The 20,568-nt window shown below is 58.4% G+C and carries 17 protein-coding genes; 9 read left to right on the plus strand and 8 right to left on the minus strand.

Annotated elements, in window-relative coordinates; all coding sequences use genetic code 11:
* The first annotated feature begins 114 nt into the window (after positions 1-114).
* On the plus strand, positions 115-561 hold the full coding sequence (gene mscL, locus GM154_RS01520) for a large-conductance mechanosensitive channel protein MscL (RefSeq protein WP_010797152.1): 447 nt from the start codon (positions 115-117) through the stop codon (positions 559-561).
* 44 nt (positions 562-605) lie between these two features.
* On the opposite strand, the gene GM154_RS01525 is transcribed toward mscL, so the two are convergent.
* Both GM154_RS01525 and kduD read right to left on the minus strand, forming a co-directional pair.
* Entirely contained in the window at positions 606-1,382 is a 777-nt protein-coding gene (locus GM154_RS01525; protein ID WP_219650729.1) for a ferredoxin--NADP reductase, read from the minus strand.
* Between the two features lie 97 nt (positions 1,383-1,479).
* Entirely contained in the window at positions 1,480-2,241 is a 762-nt protein-coding gene (kduD, locus tag GM154_RS01530) for a 2-dehydro-3-deoxy-D-gluconate 5-dehydrogenase KduD (RefSeq protein ID WP_122043395.1), read from the minus strand.
* A 173-nt stretch (positions 2,242-2,414) separates the two neighbouring features.
* On the opposite strand from kduD, the gene GM154_RS01535 reads away from it, so the two are divergent.
* Both GM154_RS01535 and cls read left to right on the plus strand, forming a co-directional pair.
* Complete coding sequence (locus tag GM154_RS01535) at positions 2,415-3,542, plus strand: class I SAM-dependent methyltransferase (protein ID WP_219650730.1); 1,128 nt, start codon at positions 2,415-2,417, stop codon at positions 3,540-3,542.
* Between the two features lie 172 nt (positions 3,543-3,714).
* A complete protein-coding gene (gene cls, locus GM154_RS01540) occupies positions 3,715-5,166 on the plus strand; it encodes a cardiolipin synthase (RefSeq protein WP_074822936.1) in 1,452 nt (483 codons plus the stop codon).
* Here cls and glsB read toward each other — a convergent pair.
* The 5 genes from glsB to GM154_RS01565 all read right to left on the minus strand — a co-directional run bounded on the left by glsB (position 5,163) and on the right by GM154_RS01565 (position 9,389).
* The gene (gene glsB / locus GM154_RS01545) at positions 5,163-6,077 is read right to left on the minus strand and encodes a glutaminase B (protein WP_372238928.1); all 915 of its coding nucleotides are present in this window, start codon (positions 6,075-6,077) and stop codon (positions 5,163-5,165) included. The genes cls and glsB overlap by 4 nt on opposite strands.
* Before the next feature lie 97 nt (positions 6,078-6,174).
* Positions 6,175-6,642 (minus strand): nuclear transport factor 2 family protein, encoded by a 468-nt coding sequence (locus tag GM154_RS01550; protein WP_074822938.1) that lies wholly within the window; start codon positions 6,640-6,642, stop codon positions 6,175-6,177.
* 118 nt (positions 6,643-6,760) lie between these two features.
* Entirely contained in the window at positions 6,761-6,919 is a 159-nt protein-coding gene (locus tag GM154_RS01555) for a DUF2474 domain-containing protein (protein WP_010797145.1), read from the minus strand.
* A 2-nt stretch (positions 6,920-6,921) separates the two neighbouring features.
* Complete coding sequence (gene cydB, locus GM154_RS01560; protein ID WP_074822941.1) at positions 6,922-7,947, minus strand: cytochrome d ubiquinol oxidase subunit II; 1,026 nt, start codon at positions 7,945-7,947, stop codon at positions 6,922-6,924.
* 2 nt (positions 7,948-7,949) lie between these two features.
* Positions 7,950-9,389 (minus strand): cytochrome ubiquinol oxidase subunit I, encoded by a 1,440-nt coding sequence (locus GM154_RS01565; RefSeq protein WP_010797143.1) that lies wholly within the window; start codon positions 9,387-9,389, stop codon positions 7,950-7,952.
* Between the two features lie 343 nt (positions 9,390-9,732).
* Between GM154_RS01565 and GM154_RS01570 the strand changes: the two genes are divergently transcribed.
* The 5 genes from GM154_RS01570 to GM154_RS01590 all read left to right on the plus strand — a co-directional run bounded on the left by GM154_RS01570 (position 9,733) and on the right by GM154_RS01590 (position 17,501).
* A complete protein-coding gene (locus GM154_RS01570) occupies positions 9,733-10,959 on the plus strand; it encodes an MFS transporter (RefSeq protein ID WP_219650732.1) in 1,227 nt (408 codons plus the stop codon).
* A 114-nt stretch (positions 10,960-11,073) separates the two neighbouring features.
* Positions 11,074-11,877 carry an SDR family oxidoreductase gene (locus GM154_RS01575; RefSeq protein ID WP_074822946.1) on the plus strand — a complete coding sequence of 268 codons (804 nt, stop codon included), beginning with the start codon at positions 11,074-11,076 and terminating at the stop codon, positions 11,875-11,877.
* Positions 11,870-13,690, plus strand: coding sequence for a glycoside hydrolase family 15 protein (locus tag GM154_RS01580; RefSeq protein WP_074822949.1), 1,821 nt, complete (start codon positions 11,870-11,872; stop codon positions 13,688-13,690). The genes GM154_RS01575 and GM154_RS01580 overlap by 8 nt, the downstream gene beginning before the upstream one ends.
* Before the next feature lie 285 nt (positions 13,691-13,975).
* Positions 13,976-15,973, plus strand: a complete 1,998-nt coding sequence (gene betT / locus GM154_RS01585; protein WP_074822952.1) for a choline BCCT transporter BetT — start codon at positions 13,976-13,978, stop codon at positions 15,971-15,973.
* Positions 15,974-16,421: 448 nt separating this feature from the next.
* Positions 16,422-17,501, plus strand: coding sequence for an AbrB family transcriptional regulator (locus GM154_RS01590; RefSeq protein ID WP_219650733.1), 1,080 nt, complete (start codon positions 16,422-16,424; stop codon positions 17,499-17,501).
* A gap of 17 nt (positions 17,502-17,518) precedes the next feature.
* On the opposite strand, the gene hrpB is transcribed toward GM154_RS01590, so the two are convergent.
* Positions 17,519-20,029, minus strand: a complete 2,511-nt coding sequence (gene hrpB / locus GM154_RS01595) for an ATP-dependent helicase HrpB (RefSeq protein WP_219650735.1) — start codon at positions 20,027-20,029, stop codon at positions 17,519-17,521.
* A 117-nt stretch (positions 20,030-20,146) separates the two neighbouring features.
* On the opposite strand from hrpB, the gene GM154_RS01600 reads away from it, so the two are divergent.
* Positions 20,147-20,566 (plus strand): polyribonucleotide nucleotidyltransferase, encoded by a 420-nt coding sequence (locus GM154_RS01600; RefSeq protein WP_074822957.1) that lies wholly within the window; start codon positions 20,147-20,149, stop codon positions 20,564-20,566.
* Positions 20,567-20,568: the final 2 nt, after the last annotated feature.

Genomic DNA, 20,568 nt, shown 5'->3' on the forward strand with positions numbered 1-20,568 from the left:
GAGGCAGCACACTTTTTCAGGAAGCATTTCGAAACAACCAGACGCTTTTGCGGTTCAAAGTGCCCGAGACGTTAGCGATGGCGTCACTACCATTCCACCGCAAAAGGAGTGCTTATGAGCTTTTTCAGCGAATTCAAATCGTTCGCCATGAGGGGCAACGTCGTCGATCTGGCTGTTGGTATCATCATTGGCGGCGCTTTCGGCAAGATCGTGTCGTCATTCGTTGCCGATGTGATCACCCCGCCTCTCGGGATTCTTTTGGGTGGCGTGGACTTTTCGCACCTCGCCATTACGCTGCAGGCTGCCCAAGGCGATAAACCGGCAGTGCTGCTATCTTACGGCAAGTTCCTGCAATCGATCTTCGACTTCATCATCATTGCATTCGCCATTTTCAGCGCCATCAAGGTTCTGAATCGACTGCGCCTGCATGAGGAAAAGAAGGCAGCGGCCGGCCCTACCAAGGATCAAGTACTGCTGACTGAAATTCGCGACCTGCTCAAGGAACAAAGCCAGAAGCCTGAGGCCACCGTCACACGTAATGACCCTCCGACCTCTTCGTGACTGTTCGCTACAAATAGGGCCCTTGCGGGCCCCATCCGCATCTTTTACCAGTAATTTTCTACCGCGATCTGTCCAGGCCGGCGCGTCAGGGCCAGCTGGAAATCACGTGCCTTGAGCACGGCTCGCGTGTCATCCACCATTTCAGGATTACCACAGATCAGGATGCGGGAGTGCTCTGTTGAAAGCTCAAGCCCTGCGGCCTTCTCCAGCTCACCGTTTTCGATCAGGGTCGTGATTCGCCCTCTCAGCGCGCCCGAATGATCCTCACGGGTTACGACAGGAATATAGACCAGCTTCTGTGCAACCCCTTCCAGATATTCCAGCTCCGCCAGTCCCTTAATCATTTCCTGATAGGCCAGGTCCTTTGCTTCCCGGACGCTATACACCAGCACGATACGCTCATACCGCTGCCAGACATCCGGCTCCTGAAGCATGGACAGAAACGGTGCCAATCCCGTACCGGTGGATAACAGCCATAAATCGCGTCCGCCGGTAAAGCGCTCCAGGGTGAGATACCCATAGGGCTGCTTTTCCACCAGCAACGTATCACCCGGCTTAAGGCGACTCAGCTCACTGGTAAAGGCTCCGCCAGGCACGACGATGGAAAAGAACTCCAGAAATTCGTCATGAGGCGCTGAGACCATTGAATAAGCGCGCCAGACGATTTCGCCGTCTGCCTTTTCGACACCCAGGCGGGCAAACTGGCCGGCACTGAAGCGAAAGCGCGGATCACGCGTCGTACGCAGGCTGAACAGGTTATCGGCCCAGGGCCACACCTCCGTAATGGTCTGCCGGGTGTATTTCTCGTCACTGGCGGTCATGCTGGGCTACCTCGTTTTCCGGGCCGATATCAGGCCGTCATGAAAACAAGCCCGGCACTGGTTTTCAACGGACAAACTGTAGGTGTAACCGGCCGGACTAACGCGCCAGCCAACCACCGTCCACGGCCAGAGTATGGCCGTGGACATAATCCGAGGCAGACGACGCCAGAAACACCACAGGCCCTGCCAGGTCGATTGGCTCGCCCCAGCGACCTGCCGGAATGCGTCCCAGGATTTCTGCGTTGCGCTGCTCATCGGCACGCAAGGCTGCCGTGTTGTTCGTTGCCATATAGCCGGGCGCAATGCCATTGACGTTGATACCGTGCTTGGCCCACTCGTTGGCCAGCGCCTTGGTCAGCCCCATCAGGCCACTCTTGGAGGCTGTGTAGGATGGGACACGGATGCCGCCTTGGAAAGACAGCATCGAAGCGATATTGATGATTTTGCCGCCGTCCTGCTGCGCTATGAATTGACGCGCCACGGCTTGAGAAAGAAAGAACACCGTCTTGAGGTTGACGCCCATGACATCATCCCAATCTTTTTCGGTGAAATTCAGTGCATCCTCACGCCGGATCGTTCCGGCATTGTTGACCAGGATATCGATACGACCAAAAGCCTGCAGCGCCTCATCCACAATAAAGGGCACCGCATCCGTGGCGCTGAGATCTGCCCGGATGCTCACGAATCGCCGGCCCTTGGCCTCTACCTCACCCTGGGTGTCATGGGGTTCGCGCCGGCTGATCCCAACAATATCGCAACCGGCACTGGCCAGAGCTACACACATGCTCCTTCCCAATCCGGCATCACACCCGGTGATGATCGCGACCTTGCCTGACAAATCGAATGGGTTAGCCACCATGATGCCTCCTGAGGGGTGGTAAACGCAGGCTGACCTGTCATCCTGAGCCCGCAAAACGTCTGTTCGACCCGCCAGACGCCCGGCGCGTTCAGCCGGCATCCAGAGAAAAGAGCAGCATAAGCAATGCCGCTCCCCTACACTGACGCCTTTGTCGTCAGCTCCGATCTTCTGCCATGGTTCTACTGTCCACACCCTTTGCCCAGCTTGACCTGCACCGCCAGCCACCCCGCCGGGACGATCCGTTACAGGCTTTCGATGCGGCGGATGAATACCTGCTTAATCATCTGGCCGAACAGGGCCTGCCAGACAACGCCCGAATTCTGGTGTTAAACGATAGCTTCGGCGCCCTGGCAGCAAGCCTGGCTGATCAGGGTCACGTTGTTTCCAGTGGAGATTCCCACCTTGCAGCCCTCGCGCTTAACGATAACCTGCAGCGCAACGGACGTGATGGTCGGGTGCTATTCGTGCCATCCAGCGAGCCGGTTAAAGGCCCCTTTGACCTGGTGCTGATCCGTATTCCAAAAACCCTGGCCTTGCTGGAGGAGCAGCTGATTCGCCTGCATGATCAGCTGGCACCGGGTGCGCGAGTCATCGCAGCAGCCATGATCAAGCATCTGCCGCGTGCGGCAGGAGATCTGCTTGAGCGTCATATCGGTGGTGTCCAGGCGTCGCTGGCAGTCAAGAAGGCGCGCCTGCTGTTTGCCACCCCCGAACCCAGGGAGCGGATAGCCTCACCCTACCCGACCCGCTACCGACTGGACGACCCAGCGCTGACACTGATCAATCACGCCAACGTGTTCTGCCGAGAAGGGCTCGATATCGGGACACGCGCCTTTCTTCCACATCTGCCTACTGACTTGGGCAATGCACACGTGGCCGACCTGGGGTGCGGCAATGGCGTATTGGCCATCACCAGTGCACTGACCAATCCCCAAGCGCAGTACACGCTGGTAGATGAGTCCTATATGGCGATCCAGTCGGCACATGAAAACTGGCGTGCCGCCTTGGGTGATCGTCCCGTCACGTTGCGCGCCGATGATGGGCTGGCCAGCCAACCGGCTTGCTCGTTGGATGTAGTCCTGTGCAACCCACCGTTTCACCAGCAACAGGTGGTGGGGGACTTTCTGGCCTGGCGGATGTTTCAACAGGCGCGTGCTGCTCTCGACCGCCAGGGTGAACTCTGGATCGTCGGCAATCGCCACCTCGGTTATCACCTCAAGCTCAAGCGGCTGTTCAAGCGCGTCGAACAGGTTGCTGCCACCCCGAAATTCGTGGTGCTGCGTGCGGTCGAAGCTAACTGAGCGTGATGCTATGCCCTATGCCAGACCTTATTCAAGCAGGCTGGCATAGCGGGTAACGTGCCTCAGAGCAGTATCCAGACTGGATGATTCCGCCTAGGCTGGGTCGCCACCGTTTTAAGATAGGCGCCAGGTGATGCCTTTTGCCTACTGACAGGACGAACATACGCACCGGATGGGATCTTACGTGCCAGGGTTACCTTTCGATCTTCACATCTTTGCCATTTTGATAGAGGTCTGCGGCGTTTTGGCGGCTATCCATGCCGTCATCACCGTTCGTACGGCTCAGGGCGCCATGGCTTGGGCCATTGCATTGGTTTTTATGCCGTTTCTGAGCCTGTTGCCTTATCTGGTTTTTGGTCGGCGTCGTTTCGATGGTTATGTAAAGGCGCGCCGACAGGCCGATGAAGAGATGGCCCGCGTTGCTGCCGAGCTGAACTGGCGCCCGTGGATCGCTGAGGCCCTGGCTGCGCAGCAATGCAGCGCGGCAAACCGCAAGCTCAAAGCCATGACGGCGCTGACCCGCACCCCCTGTGTAGCCAGCAACAAGGTGCGTCTTCTCGTCAACGGATCGGAAACCTTCAGCGCCATTCTGGGCGCTATTCGGGAAGCCCGGCAGGTTGTGCTGGTGCAGTTTTTCATCATTCATGACGACGCTCTTGGCCGGGCACTGCAAAACACGCTGATCGAGCGGGCCAGGGAGGGTGTCGAGGTGTTTCTCCTTTACGATGCCATTGGCAGCCATGCCCTGCCGCGGAGCTACGTGTCAAAGCTTCGCGAGGCAGGCGTGCAGGTCAAGGCATTCAGCAACCGCCGAGGACTGATCAACCGCTTTCAGGTCAACTTCCGCAATCACCGCAAGATCGTTGTGGTGGATGGTGAAGTAGGATTTGTCGGCGGACACAACGTGGGTGAAGAATACCTGGGGCACAAGCCACCGTTGGCTCCCTGGCGCGACACCCATATCGAAATTCGTGGGCCCGCTCTGGCGACCCTGCAGGAAACCTTTGCCCAGGACTGGTTCTGGGTGACCAAAAAGCTTCCAACCCTGGTGCTGCCTGAACGTTATGAGGATGGCGGCATGCTGTGCCAGGTGGTTGCCAGCGGTCCGGCGGACGATCAGGAGACCTGCTCGCTGTTTTTTGTCGAGGCGATTCACTCGGCGCAGCGGCGAATCTGGATCACAACGCCCTACTTCATCCCTGATGAGGCCGTCTCAGCCGCACTGCATCTGGCCGCTCTACGCGGCGTCGATGTGCGCATCCTTCTGCCGTCACGCCCGGATCACAAGGTGGTGTACGCCGCATCCTACCTGTATGCCTTCAAGGCGGTGGATGCGGGCATTCGAGTCTTCAGTTATCAACCAGGCTTTCTGCATCAGAAGGTGGTGCTGATCGATGAAGAGGTTTCCGCCATCGGTAGCGCCAATCTGGATAATCGCTCGTTCCGGCTGAATTTCGAAATCATGGTCATGACCGTGGATACTGACTTCGCCTGGGAAGTCCGCTCGATGTTGGAAGTCGACTTCTCCAAGTCGGTCGAGCTGACGCCCAAGGACAATGCCAATGTTCGGCGCCTGCACAAGGCAGCCATGCGGGTAGCCCGACTGTTCTCGCCGGTCCTTTAGCCCAGTGGAGCGACACCCAGGCCATCCACGAGTCGCTCCAGGGCACGCAGACCGGCAACGGAATTGCCGTAGCTGTCCAGGCGGGGCGACCAGACACAAATGCTCATGCGGCCGGGAACGATGGCCACAATACCGCCACCCACGCCGCTCTTGCCGGGCAGCCCGACGCGCCAGGCAAAATCCCCCGCGGCGTCATACAGGCCGCACGTCAACAGTAATGCGTTGAGCTGCCGCGTCTGCTGAGGCGACAATACCTCGCTCCCATCGTGGGGATTGATGCCCCGGTGAGCCAGAAAGGCGAACGCGCGGGCCACATCCATGCAACTCATGGACAGCGCACAGCCATGGAAATAGGTTTCCAGCACCTCATCCACTTCGCCATGCAAGTTTCCATAAGCCTTCATGAGGTAAGCCAGTGCAGCGTTACGCGCCTTGTGATCCATCTCTGAACGCGCCACCCGCGTATCGAAGTTGATGGTCGGATTGGCACTTAACCGCCGCGCCTGTTCGCGCATCAGATATTGGATGGACATGATGCGCGAAACCAGGATATCGGTTACCAGCAACGCACCGGCATTGATGAAAGGATTGCGCGGGACGCCCCGCTCCACTTCCAGCTGTACGATGGAGTTGAACGCCTGACCAGAGGGCTCCCGGCCTACACGCGTCCAGATGTCCTCTTCCGGCAGCCGCTGCATGGCAATGACCAGGTTGAGCACCTTGGAAATGGACTGGATGGAAAACGGTGTATCCCCTGCCCCCGCCTGGAAGACTCGACCCTCTACATCGCATAGAGCAATCCCGAATTGATCGGGTTCTACCTGGGCCAGTGCCGGGATATAGTCAGCAACCTTGCCTTCGCCCATGTCTTGCCGTGCCTCCTGGGCAACACGATCAAGCAGGGTTTGCAGGACTTCAGGGGAGCATGTTTCGGGCATGGGCGGCTTCGCTGCTTACAAAAGGGTGCCAGTGTAAGAAAGCGCAGCCGCAACGCCTAGTGATTCGTCGTTATAGTCCCAGCTCGCTCAGCCCGGGATGATCATCCGGTCGACGTCCCTGCGGCCAGCGGAACAGGCGCTCGGCCTCGGTGATCGGCAGATCGTTGATGCTGGCATGCCGCTCCACCATGAGCCCCTGCTCATTGAACGCCCAGTTCTCATTGCCATAGGCGCGAAACCAGTTGCCGGAATCGTCATGCCACTCATAGGCGAAGCGTACGGCGATCCGGTTGCCATCATGGGCCCATAGCTCCTTGATCAGCCGGTAGTCGAGCTCGCGTTGCCACTTGCGCGTAAGAAAACCTACGATGGCTTCGCGTCCCTTGATGAACTCGGCCCGGTTACGCCAGATGCTGTCGTTACTATAGGCCAGTGCAACCTTGTGGGGATCGCGGCCATTCCAGCCATCTTCCGCTGCTCGGACCTTTTGGCGTGCAGTTTCCTGCGTAAAGGGTGGCAATGGGGGTCTGCTTTCCATGGGCGTGTCTCCAAGACGGTAAGACAGATAGCGTAGATGAAAGCTTACCGTGCAAGCGGACAATCTGCCTGGAGAAACGGACAAAAGAAGACCCCGGCGAGTGCCGGGGTCTGATGTATCAGGATTTAAGGCCGGCGGCAGTCATGACCAGCCGCAGCCCATAGGACACAATGCCCAGGGCCACGATGCTGCAGGCCCAGATCAGGACCATCCAGCCGAGACGCTTGATCAGCGGTTGGTTGTCAGCTGGATTGGGTTCACGCTCTTTGCCGGCCATGATCAATGATACCCCTCGCCTGTACGAACCTTACCGCGGAACACGTAGTAGCCCCACGCCGTGTACATCAATGTGATCGGGATGATGAACAGCGTACCGATGAGCAGGAACAGCTGGCTCTGCGGTGGCGACGAGGCTTCCCAGATCGAAATCGCCGGCGGGATGATGTTGGGCCACAGGCTGATGCCCAGGCCGCTATAGCCCAGGAAGATCAGGATCAGCGTTAGTACGAAGGGAGATACATGAGCCTCTTCCTTCAGGATCGCGCGCAGCAGGAACACGACTGTTACCAGCACGAGAATCGGCACAGGCAGGAACCAGAACAGGTTCGGCATGGTGAACCAGCGCTGGGAGATGGCGTCATGGGACAGCGGCGTCCACAGGCTAACGGCTGCAATGAACAGCAGCAGCAACAGCACCAGCGGCTTGGTCATGCGACGCATAGAAGCCTGTAGCGGGCCTTCGGTTTTCATGATCAGCCAAGTACTGCCCAGCAGTGCGTAGGCAGCGATTAGACCAAAACCACAGAACACCGAAAAAGGCGTCAGCCAGTCCAGCGAGCCACCGGCATACTGACGATTCTCCACATGGAAGCCGTCGATGAAGGCACCCAGCGCGACCCCCTGACAGAAGGTTGCCAAGAGCGAGCCGAAGATAAAGGACTTGTCCCAGAGCCCTTCTTTGCCTTCCTGCACCTTGAAGCGGAACTCAAAGGCTACGCCACGGAAGATCAGGCCGATCAACATGAAGATCAGCGGCAGGTAGAGGGCCGGCAGAATGACGCCATATGCGAGCGGGAAGGCGCCGTACAACCCGGCCCCTCCCAACACCAGCCAGGTTTCGTTGCCGTCCCAGATCGGAGCCACGGTGTTCATCATGACATCGCGTTCTTCCTTGCCCTTCACGAAGGGGAAGAGAATGCCAATCCCCAGATCGAAGCCGTCCATGACTACGTACATCATCAGGCTGAAAATGATGACCACCGCCCAGATCAGTGCGAGGTCAATACCAACAATTCCAGAAGCCATGTTCAGTGCCCCGTCAGTTGATCATGGGAATGAGCCTTTTCGGTACCTTCATCAGTAGCCGAAAGGGGGCGCTTCGGATGACGATCGTGTCCCGGTCCACCCTGGGTGGGCAAGTCGCCTTCACCGGTATGTGGTCCCTTGCCAATCATGCGCAGCGCATAGACCGTACCGATACCAAAGACCGCGAAATACACAATTACGAAGCTGACCAGGGTAATGCTCAGTTGCGTCACGCTGTGATTGGCTACACCATCCTTGGTACGCAAGAGGCCATATACGATCCAGGGCTGACGACCCACTTCGGTGGTAAACCAGCCTGCCAGCAGAGCGATGAGACCAGCCGGCCCCATGCACATGATCAGGCGCAGGAAGGCCTTGGTTTCATACAGCTTGTGTCTCCAGCGCAGGAACAGGCTCCACACACCGGCAGCAATCATGAGCAGCCCCAGAGCCACCATGATGCGGAATGACCAGAACACCACATACGCCGGCGGACGATCCTCTTTCGGGAAGTCCTTGAGTGCGGGAATCTGCTCGGTAAAGCTGTGCGTGAGGATCAAGCTGCCCAGCACAGGGATCTCGACCTTGAAGCGGGTTTCCTCACGCTCCATATCCGGCAGACCGAACAGAATCAACGGCGTTGCCTCACCGGGCGGATTCTCCCAATGGCCTTCAATCGCCGCGATCTTGGCTGGCTGGTGCTCCAGCGTGTTCAAACCGTGGGCATCCCCCACGAACGCCTGGATCGGCGCCACGAACAGGGCCATCCACATGGCCATGGAGAACATCTTGCGAATGGCCGGGTTATTGTTCCCACGCAACAGGTGCCAGGCCGCCGATGCGCCGACCAGGAAGGCCACCGACAGGTAGGCCGCGATGGTCATGTGCGCCCAGCGGAAGGGGAACGACGGGTTGAAGATTACTTCCAGCCAATGGACTGGCACTACGCGGCCATCGACAATCTCGTACCCGGCCGGGGTATGCATCCAGCTGTTCGAGGACAAAATCCAGAACGTGGACATCAGGGTGCCAATCGCCACCATGATAGTGGACAAAAAGTGCAACCCACGTCCTACGCGGTTCCAGCCAAACAGCATGACCCCGAGGAAACCCGCTTCGATAAAGAAGGCGGTCAGCACCTCGTAGGTCAAGAGCGGACCCGTTACGGCACCGGCGAAGTCGACAAAGCCGCTCCAGTTGGTACCGAACTCATACGCCATGACCAGTCCGGACACTACACCCATTCCAAAGAAGACCGCGAAGATCTTCAACCAGAAGTGGTACAGGTCCTTATAGGTAGAGTCGTTGGTTTTGAGCCACAGTCCTTCGAGAACGGCTAGAAAGCTCGCCATTCCGATAGACAAGGCAGGGAAGATAATGTGGAACGAGACGGTGAATGCAAACTGGATCCTCGCAAGATCCAGAGCCTCCAAGCCGAACATAGGCGGTCCTCTTCAGGCAGCCGGTGCGTTTATCACGCAGGCGGTCAATAACGTTAAGCAAATCACAAGGCAATGTTTCGAGCGCTTGCGTGCTCAATTCGTTCTAACGGAACGCTTGAAAGGTGGTCCGACTATCGCATTTTAAGCCGCAAGGCTCTGACGTAGGTCAACGTCTGGATTCATTCTAGACCTCTAAAACGCAGTGGGGTCCGTGGTCAGATGTCGCGCGTCAAGGTGGCGCACACAACTTGTTACCCACCAAGTGTTTCAGAATATATCTCTGATCAGTGCACAAAAACCGCTTGCCGAGACTATGATGAGAGACCTCTCGAAGAGCCCCATCATGACCTCAGCCCCTTTATATTTGCGTCATCATCGACCCTTTCTGGCGTTCTGGTTTGCCCGCGTCTGTACCGCCAGCAGCTTTCAGATGCTCACCGTAGCCATTGGCTGGCACATCTATTCACTGACGCATAATGTGCTCGACCTGGGCCTGGTCGGCCTGGTGGAATTCCTGCCGCGCCTGTTCTTCATGTTGTATACAGGGCATGTGGCGGACCGCTACGACCGACGTAAGGTAGCCGCACTCTGCCAGACAGGTCAGGCCCTTACCGCACTGGTGCTGGTCTATGGCAGCCTGACCGACAATGTGACCCGTGAACTGATCTTTATCCTGGCCTTCATGCTGGGCACCTGCCGGGCCTTCGAAATGCCGGCGACCCAGGCGCTTCTGCCCAACATCGTCCCCGCCTCGTTATTTCCCCGGGCCGTTGCGGCCTCGGCCTCCGCCATGCAGGGTGCGACAATCGTGGCGCCAGCGTTGGGTGGTTTTCTGTACGCCTTGGGTGCCTTCTGGGTCTATGCACCGGCAACGGCCCTGTATGGTGTGGCAATTCTCCTCGTGCTGAGCCTGCCTGCGCGTGAACAGCAACCGCGTAAGGAAAAGGCCAGTCTGGATTCGCTACTGGCCGGGATTCGCTTCATTCGCAGCCGCCGCGATATTTTCGGCGCTATCTCCCTGGATCTTTTTGCCGTTCTGCTGGGCGGCGCAACGGCACTGTTACCCGTGTTTGCCCGGGACATTCTGATGACCGGTCCATGGGGGCTGGGCCTGTTGCGCTCAGCACCCGCCGTGGGCGCCCTGCTGATGTCGTTTTGGCTCGCGCGCTTTCCCATCGAGCGAAGCGTCGGACGCATTATGTTTATCTCGGTAGGTGTGTTTGGCGTGGCAACCATCGCCTTTGGTCTTTCCACCTCGTTCTGGTTCAGCCTGGCCGTGCTGGCGGTTCTGGGTGCGGCTGACATGATCAGCATGGTCATTCGCGGCGCCTTTGTGCAACTGGAGACGCCGGATGAAATGCGCGGCCGCGTCAGTGCCGTCAACGGCCTGTTCATCGGTGCCTCAAACCAACTGGGCGAGTTCGAGTCCGGTGTAACGGCAGCCTGGCTGGGCACAGTGCAAGCGGTCGTGCTGGGCGGCGCAGGAACGCTGATCGTGACAGGCCTTTGGATCAAGCTCTTCCCTACCCTCGCCAAACGCGACCACTTGCATACCCTCAAACCCAGCTGATCTGCTGGAGGGCTGCTTGCGGGTCGGCAGGTAGCCCTTTACCCCTCTGAACTCTCGCAAGCTGCCAACGGTCAGGTGACAAGGACTTTTCACCGAATTGCTTGAGGGTTTGCCATGAAAATTTCACTCGATGGCCAGGTTGCACTGGTCACCGGCGGCAGTTCAGGGATCGGCGCCGCATCAGCCAAGGCCTTGGCTCAGGTAGGCGCAGCCGTTGTCATCAATTACCACTCCAATGCCGAGCCGGCTGAACAGCTTGCGGATGAAATCAAGGCGGCCGGCGGTCGGGCCATTGCCGTGGGTGCTGATGTTGGTGATGAACAGGCCGTCGAACAGCTCTTTGCCAAGACGATCGAAGCCTTTGGCCGTCTGGACATTCTGGTCGCCAACTCCGGGCTGCAGCGCGATGCACCCTCCCACGAGATGACTCTCAAGGATTGGAACATGGTCATCCAGACCAATCTGACCGGCCAATTCCTGTGCGCACGTGCCGCCATCCAGCAGTTCCTGAAGCAAGGCGTTAATACCGACCTGTCACGCGCGGCGGGCAAGATCATTCACATGAGCTCGGTACATGAGGTCATTCCGTGGGCAGGTCATGTCAATTACGCGGCCTCCAAGGGTGGGGTCAGCCTGATGATGAAGACCCTGGCTCAGGAAGTGGCTGAAAAGCGCATACGCATCAATAGTATTGCGCCCGGCGCTATCGCTACGGCCATCAATGAAGACGTGACTGGCAATGAGGAAGGTCGCCGCGAGTTGCTCAAGCTGATCCCCTACAAGCGTGTCGGGGATGTGGAGGACATTGGTAATGCCGTCGTCTGGCTGGCATCCGACCTGTCTGACTATGTGGTAGGTACCACCCTCTTTGTCGATGGTGGCATGTGTCTGTATCCAGGATTCCAGGACAATGGTTGATCACAACGCCGGAATCCGGTCCATCGATGCCCATGGAGTCATCGGCGACATGCGCACCTGCGCGCTGGTCGCCGATGACGGCAGCATCGACTATTTCTGCTGGCCTGACCTAGATAGCCCCTCGGTTTTTACCGCCTTGCTCAATGGTGACGAGGCCGGACTGTTCACGATTGCACCCGACCGCCCTAATGCCAGGCGGCAACAGATCTACCTCCCCGACAGTAACGTCTTGCAGACCCGCTGGCTTGATGACGACGGCGCCGTCGAGTTGACCGACTGGATGCCCATCCTGACGGAAGAGAACACCATGCCCCGCCTGGTGCGGAGGGTTTATGCCGTTAAAGGCGACTCGCGCATTTGTCTGAAGTGTTCACCGCGGCTTGATTACGCCCGGGCTGAAACCAGGGCTACGGTAGAGCAAGGCAGCATTGTGTTTCAGGCCGAGGGCCAGCGCAGCATGCGCTTGGCCGGTTCCGAGACGCTTACGCTTGACGGGAATACGGCCGTGGCGGACTTCACCCTCAAGGAAGGAGAAAGCGCGACATTCGTCTTTGGCTGTGCCGAAGATCGACAGGTCATGGAAGAAGATCTTGATCTCTGTCTGAAGCATACACTCAGGTTCTGGCAGCGATGGGCTCGTCAAAGCAACTATACCGGCCGCTGGCGGGAAATGGTCTCGCGCTCGGCTCTGGTGCTCAAGCTTCTGGTCTCGCAGCAGCACGGTTCCATTGCTGCTGCGGCAACCTTCAGCCTGCCGGAAACACCAGGTGGCGAGCGAAATTGGGATTACCGGGCTACCTGGATACGGGACGCCTCGTTTACCGTCTATGCTTTCATGCGCCTGGGATACACCGACGAAGCCAACCACTTCATGAGCTGGGTGGGCGACTGTATCGAGCGCAGCAGCGATCTGCCGCAAAAGCTTCAGATCATGTATCGCCTCGATGGTGGACGGGAACTGCCCGAACAGGAACTGGACCACCTGAGCGGCCACGGCGGGGCAAAGCCTGTGCGTATCGGCAACGATGCATTCGGACAGGTTCAGCTCGACATCTATGGCGAGCTGATGGATGCCGTCTACCTGTCAAACAAGTACGGCCAGGCCATATCCCACCGCGGTTGGAAACATGTTGTCAGTATCATCGATTATGTCTGCAATCATTGGCAGACCAAGGATGCCGGCATCTGGGAAATTCGTGATGAGCCCAAGCACTTCCTACACTCGCGCTTGATGTGCTGGGTTGCCATTGACCGAGCCATTCGCCTGGCACAGAAGCGTTCCCTTGCCATGCCCTATGAACGATGGCTCAAGGCACGGGGCGATATCCAGGAAGATATCTGGACCCACTTCTGGAACAAGAAAAAAGGTCATTTCACAGCCATTCTGGGCCAGGATACGTTGGACGCATCTCTTCTCCTGATGCCCTTGCTGCGTTTTGTCAGCGCAACAGACCCGGCATGGCTGGCAACTCTAGATGCCATCAAGGAGCGTCTGGTCTGCGATGGTATGGTCAAGCGCTACGATCAGTCTGAAATGTCCGATGGACTCTCAGGTGAAGAGGGCTCCTTTGCGGCCTGCTCATTCTGGTATGTGGAGTGCCTGGCGCGGGCCGGCAGGATAGACGAGGCGCATATGGAGTTTGAAAAACTCATGAAATACGCAAGCCCTGTAGGACTCTTTGCCGAGGAGCTTGACGCCCGTGGACGTCACCTGGGCAATACTCCTCAGGCCCTGACCCATCTGGCCCTGATCAGCGCCGCCTATTTCCTGAACCGCAAACTCTCCGGCAGTGATACCCAATGGCAACCGTAGCAGGCCTGCTTCCGCTCTGACTCAGGCCCTTCGGTTTCGCCCCTCCTCGACCGACTATAGCAAAATGACATATGGAGGCGATTCAAGCTCCGCTTGAACGTCTTTTCGTGTTATCTTTTTATATTGAACGATCAATTAATAAAAAATGACTACAAACGACGGGCAAGGAATGTCCCCTTTTCGAATCACCTTGAGCTACTAGCCCGACAGCATCGCGAGTGACCGGAAACCCGCGACTCGACTGTACGGACTCTTTGGCACCTGCCCTATAGGAGAACATGCTCCATGAGCAGCACGACCCCATCCGGTAACGTACGACTCAATCCGCCCGCCTTTTACAGCGCGGCCACAGCAATCCTGGTCTTTGCTCTGGTGGTAATCACCTTCCCCGAGCGCGCCGGAGCCTGGCTGCTGGAAGCTCAGACATGGGCCTCACAGACGGTAGGCTGGTACTACCTACTGGCCATGACACTTTATCTGGTCTTTGTCATCGTCACGGCCCTTTCAGGGTACGGCAAGATCAAGCTTGGCGCCGATCACGATCAGCCTGAGTTCAGTTACCTTTCATGGGCCGGCATGCTATTCGCAGCCGGTATCAGTATTACCCTGTTCTTTTTCTGCGTGTCAGAACCCCTGACGCATTTCATGCATCCCCCTCAAGGCGAAGGCGGCACGCAGGCTGCTGCGCGTCAGGCCATGCAACTGCTCTTTCTGCACTGGGGATTGCATGGTTGGGGAGTCTTTGCACTCGTTGCCATGGCATTGGCCTATTTCGCCTATCGCCATAACCTGCCCTTGGCCTTACGTTCAGCGCTATACCCACTGATCGGCAAGCGCATCAACGGCCCTATTGGCCATGCGGTAGATTGCTTTGGCATCATTGCCACCGTTTTCGGCCTGGGCGCCGATATGGGCTTTGGTGTGCTTCAGCTCAACTCGGGCCTGGACTATCTGTTCGGTGTACCCCATACCCAATGGGTACAAGCCCTGCTGATTGCCGTGATGATGGGAGCCGCCATTCTTGTTGCCGTATCAGGTGTAGACAAGGGTGTGCGCGTCATGTCCGATATCAACATGCTCCTGGCGGTCGGTCTGCTGTTGTTTGTCCTGTTTGCCGGGCCGACCCAGCACCTGCTCAATACGCTGATCCAGAACATCGGCGATTATCTGGGCGCTGTTCCCACCAAGAGCTTTGACCTTTATGCCTATGACAAACCGTCCGACTGGCTGGGCGGCTGGACCGTATTCTATTGGGCCTGGTGGATCGCATGGGCACCCTTTGTAGGCCTGTTCATTGCGCGAATTTCCCGTGGTCGTACCATTCGTGAATTCGTTTTTGGCGTACTGTTCATTCCGCTTGGCTTTACCCTCGCGTGGTTGTCCATCTTTGGTAATAGCGCGCTGGATCAGGTGCTAAACCACAACCTGACCAGCCTGGCCGAAACGGCTATTCGCGAGCCATCCATGGCGCTCTATCACCTACTGGAAACGTATCCTGCCAGCCGTATTGTCATTGCGGTGGCGGTATTCGTAAGCTTTGTGTTCTTCGTGACATCGGCGGATTCGGGCACTGTGGTGCTGTCGACCCTGTCCTCGACAGGCGGCGAAGCGGACGAAGACGGTCCCAAGTGGCTGCGCGTCTTCTGGGGAACGGCTACTGCCCTTGTCACCGGTGGTCTGCTGGTCGCCGGTAGCATGGATGCACTAAAGTCTGCGGTGGTCCTGACCTCTCTGCCCTTCTCGCTAGTAACCCTGCTAATGATGTGGGGTCTGCACAAGGCGTTCTACACCGAATCGCAGCGGCAACGGGCACGATCACATTCTCTGGCCCCGGTATCCCAGGCCAACCCACGCCGCAGCGGTGGCTGGCGTCAGCGCCTTGCCAAGGCTGTTCACTTCCCGTCGCGCGATGAGGTCTATCGGGTAATGGACACCATTGTTCGCCCGGCGATTGAGGAAGTGGCCGAGGTATTCCGGGAAAAAGGACTGGCCGTACAGACCGAGCTTGATCCTACCAATGCCAACCTGAGCCTTGAGGTTGGTCATGGCGAACAGCATCCCTTTATCTATCGGGTCATCATGCAGGGGTATTTCACACCGAGCTTTGCCCGAGCCGGTATGGGCGGGCTGCACCTGAAAAACCGCCGCTACTACCGTGCAGAGGTCTATCTGGCTGAGGGCAGCCAGGATTATGACCTGGTGGGCTACACCAAGGAGCAGATCATCAACGACATGCTTGACCAGTACGAGCGGCACCTGCAGTTCCTGCATCTGGTCCGCTGACCTCAACTTACCCAGGCCGTCACTCGGCGGCCTGGGTGGATACCGGTGTGGCCCTTCTGGGTATGGCAGTGGTGAATGATACTTCTTGCCCCGAATGCTGCGACTCTAACAGCCGGGGCATAGCGATCCAGGAAAATGCTTTCGAAATCCCGCGATATCCAACATCCAGCCCACCCGATTAAACAAAGCCAAGATCAGGCTGACCCTCTAAGACTCGGAACTAACGAAGCATCATTATCAGAATGCCTTGTTTCGCGGTCATAACGCCTCGCTACAAGGAGTACCGCAAACACATCCGACAATGCCTGCGATTGCTTCAGGACCGCCATTACGTTTCGTGATCGTTTCGTTAGTTATCTTGCTATCAAACTTTAGCCGGAAGGCGCGTATAATAAGGCTTTAGCGCGGCTACGCCGTCTGTGGCTGCCACCTCTTGAGGAGGACGTCATTGCCTCACGCCCCTGTTTCATCTGCAGCACCGCCATCACGACATCCTGCCCTGCAGTGGGCTGCCCTGATTGTTGTATCCAGTCTGGCTTCCTTTTGCCTTGATCGTGCCGGTATCCCTGCGGCCATGTTCCTAGGGCCCATGCTGGTCGCCATCTGCTTTGGCGTCAAAGGGGCCACGATCCGTCTACCCAAACCACTGTTCCAGCTAAGCCAGGGCGTGGTGGGCTGTTTGATCGCCCACTCCATGACAGCGGCCGTTCTGCTTATGGTCGCTACGCACTGGCCGGTCATGCTGCTGGCCACTGCCATTACCGTTCTGCTCAGCGTGCTGGTGGGTGTCATCCTGGTTCGCTTCGGCGGTTTACCCGGCTCCACCGCCGCCTGGGGTACTACGCCCGGTGCGGCCTCCGCCATGGTTGCCATGGCGGAAGAATACGGAGCGGACTCCCGCATTGTGGCAACCATGCAGTATGTGCGTGTCGTTTGTGTGGTCGTGATCAGTGCCTTGGTTGGCCGCTTTTTGGGGGCTGAAGGTACAGGAGCAGCCTCTCACTCGGCCGCTATCACCTTTGACTGGAACACCCTGCAGTCATTTGGAATTACGCTGGCCGTCGTGGTGGTAGGTGTCTGGTTAGGCAAGCGCCTGCCGGCTGGCGCTTTGATGGTGCCTATTGCGTTGGGCACCATATTGCAGCTCAACGGTTGGGTAACCATTACCCTTCCCCATTGGTTGCTGGCCATCGCGTTTGGCTCGATGGGCTGCTATGTAGGCTTGCGGTTCGATAAAACCACGGTGCGCTATGTCACCCGAGCCTTGCCCAAGATGATCATGGCCTCGCTGATGTTGATCGCCATGTGCGCTCTTTCGGCCCTGTTTCTGGCACACCTGATGAACAAGGACTTTCTGTCCGCCTACCTTGCAACCAGTCCTGGCGGCCTAGACTCAATGGCGATCATCGCTGTGGACAGCCATGCGGACGTCGGGCTGGTACTGGCCATGCAGGCCTTGCGCTTGATTGGCGTGATCGCATCCGGGCCGTTCCTGGCCAAACAGATCTCCCGCGTGGCGCGAGTCTGATCTGTACAGCCTCGGCACTAACGCCGAGGCTTGGCCCGTGCAGTCGCCTCCGCAACGAGCGGGTCATCCGGCCAATAGTGCTTTGGATAGCGGCCTTTCAAATCCTTCTTTACCTCGGCATAGGTGCTGCGCCAGAAGTTAGCCAGATCCTGGGTAACCTGCACCGGGCGCTGCGCAGGGGACAGCAGGTGCAGCTTTACAGCAAGCCGTCCGCCGGCGATCCGAGGGGTGTCGGCCAGGCCGAACATCTCCTGCAACCTGACGGCCAGCACGGGCGGCTCCTCGGTGTAGTCCAGGCGGATACGGGAACCTGAAGGTACCTCTATCGAGCGGGGCGCCAGCTCGTCCAGGCGGCTTGGTAGCGGCCAGGGTAACAAGCCCTGCAGGATGGCGCCCAGATCGAGCTGAGCGAAATGGGACAGGCGAGTCACCCGTCCCAGATATGGAAGCAGCCAGTTCTCCAGCGTTGCCAGCAGCGCCATATCGGTCACGTCAGGCCACTCGCTGAGACCGCCCTGCTCCAGGTCCAGCCGCCGCAGAAGCATGACCCGTGCCTGCCACTGGCGCAGCTCCGGTGTCCAGGGCAGGAGTTCAAGCCCTTTACGCCTGACTAGCCCCAGTAATGCCCGGCTGCGCGCGTCATCACTTAGCGAACTCAAGGGTTCGCGGGAAAGGACCAGTTCACCGATTCGCACCTGCCGCTCGGCGCGCAGTACGCCCTCCCGCTCGTCCCAGTCCACCTCCTCATGGGTCGATACCTGCTCGGCCAGGGGCCCTTCAAACAAGGCAGGATCAAGCTCGGCAGCCAGATAGATACGCTCTTCACGCTGCCCTTGTCGGCTCCCAAGATCGGCAATCACCAACCACGGTGATTTCATCAGCGAATCGACATCGGCAAACAGTGCCGCACGGCCATTGGCCAGCCGATATTCTGCACCGCCGGATCGGCGCTGGTGTGCGATCCGCTCCGGATAAGCAAAAGCCAGCAGACACCCTACCCAGCGTGGATGATCCGGATCGCTCACAGGTATTTCGGAAGCGCCACGCAGCAAGCCCTTGAATTGTCTTGCCAGCTGACGAATGCGCGCAATACCGCCTCGCGGCCCTTTCCCTTCGCCTGCCAGCAACGCAAGGCGAGTCTGTATATCCGCACCCTCGCCACGCACGATATCCCGCTCGGATAAAATAGCCGCCAGATCACACGCCAATGGCGCCAACCCCAGGGCCTGTCCCCGAAGCAGAAGATGAGCCAGTCGCGGATGAGCCGGCAGGGTGCTCATGGCCTGCCCATGGGCTGTCAGGGCCGTTCGATCAGCCTTGAGCGCACCCAGACGCACAAGCAGATCCTGAGCTTGTGCCTGGGCCGCAGCAGGAGGTTTGTCCAACCAGACCAGCTCATCTGCAACAGCGCCCCAGCGCGCCAGCTGAAGCGCAAGCCCCGCCAGGTCAGCCTGCAGAATTTCCGGTGAATCATAGGCGGGTAGCTGGTCATGCTGCGTCTCCGACCACAAGCGATAGCACACCCCTGGCTCCAGACGCCCCGCCCGTCCCGCTCGCTGGGTGGCCGAGGCGCGAGAGATGCGTCGCGTCGCTAGCCGCGTCATGCCACTGCCGGGATCGAAGGCGGGCTCCCGGGCAAGTCCGGCATCTATCACCACCCGAACGCCTTCGATGGTAAGACTGGTTTCGGCGATATTGGTCGCCAGCACAATCTTGCGAATACCGGCCGGTGCCGGCTCAATCGCTGCTCTCTGGGCAGCCAGATCAAGCTCACCGTAGAGCGGCGCGATCCGGATATCCACCCTGCCAGCCAGCGCATCATCCAGCAACTCATGAACCCGCCGGATTTCAGCCTGCCCCGGCAAAAAGACGAGCAGGCTTCCGTCCTGCTCATCCAGTGCCTGCTGGATGGTTTGAACAACCCTGGGCTCCAGGCGCTCGTCCGTCGAAGTGGGCCGCCCCCATTTGATCTCCACCGGAAACATGCGCCCCTCGCTGCGCACCACCGGAGCCCCTTGCAGCAAGGCCGAAAGCCGCTCACCCTCAAGGGTTGCGGACATGACCAGGACCTTGAGCGGAGTATCACGCAAGAGCTCACGCCCATTCAGAGTGAGTGCCAGCGCCAAATCGGCGTCCAGGCTTCGCTCGTGAAATTCGTCGAAAATGACCAGGCCAACGCCTTCGAGGGCAGGATCATCCTGCAGGCGACGCGCAAGAATACCTTCCGTAACGACCTCGATCCGTGTCCTGGGCCCTACCTTGCTCTCCAGGCGAATGCGGTATCCCACCGTCTCGCCCACCGGTTCGCCATACTCGGCTGCCAGCCGCTCCGCCGCTGCCCGAGCGGCCAAGCGCCGTGGTTCCAGCATGAGAATCCGCTGACCCGCTAGCCAGGGCTCATCCAGCAGCGCCAGCGGTACACGTGTGGTCTTGCCTGCACCTGGAGGTGCCTCCAGCACAGCTTCGTCGCGCTCGACCAGGGCGGCGCGCAGGGTAGGCAATACGGTATCGATGGGTAATGGCGTCATTCTGCTGTGCACGTGGTCATATATACGGTGGCTGCTGATTATAACGACTCCAGCGGCCCGCTTCCGGCCTCTCGCAACGCCGGTTATAGTGCGGTTTCCTGACCTATGGAGGTGTTTATGCCAATGCGCACTCGCCTGATCTGTGGCGCCCTTGCTGCAGCAGTGCTGACCCAGATTTCGGCCTGCGGTACGCTGTTTTATCCTGAGCGTCGCGGCCAAATTACTGGCCAGATCGACCCAGGCATTGCCATCCTGGATGCGGTAGGCCTGCTGTTTTACATCATTCCCGGCCTGATTGCGTTCGGTGTTGATTTTACGTCTGGAGCCATCTACCTGCCCAACGACCAGCACGCCTCGGTCGACCCGGAAAAGCTAAAAGACGCTATCGACGCGGATGGCAAGGTGGACAAGGCGCGCCTCAAGGCCATTATCGAACAGGAAACCGGCCGCTCCCTGCCACTGACCGATCCACGCCTGATTCAGCACAGCGGCAGCCCTGAGCAACTGGCCGCCTTTGGGTTGCGCCCTGCGGCATAACA

It is taken from the genome of Pseudomonas sp. MAG002Y, from assembly GCF_019400845.1.
Lineage (GTDB): Bacteria > Pseudomonadota > Gammaproteobacteria > Pseudomonadales > Pseudomonadaceae > Chryseomonas > Chryseomonas luteola.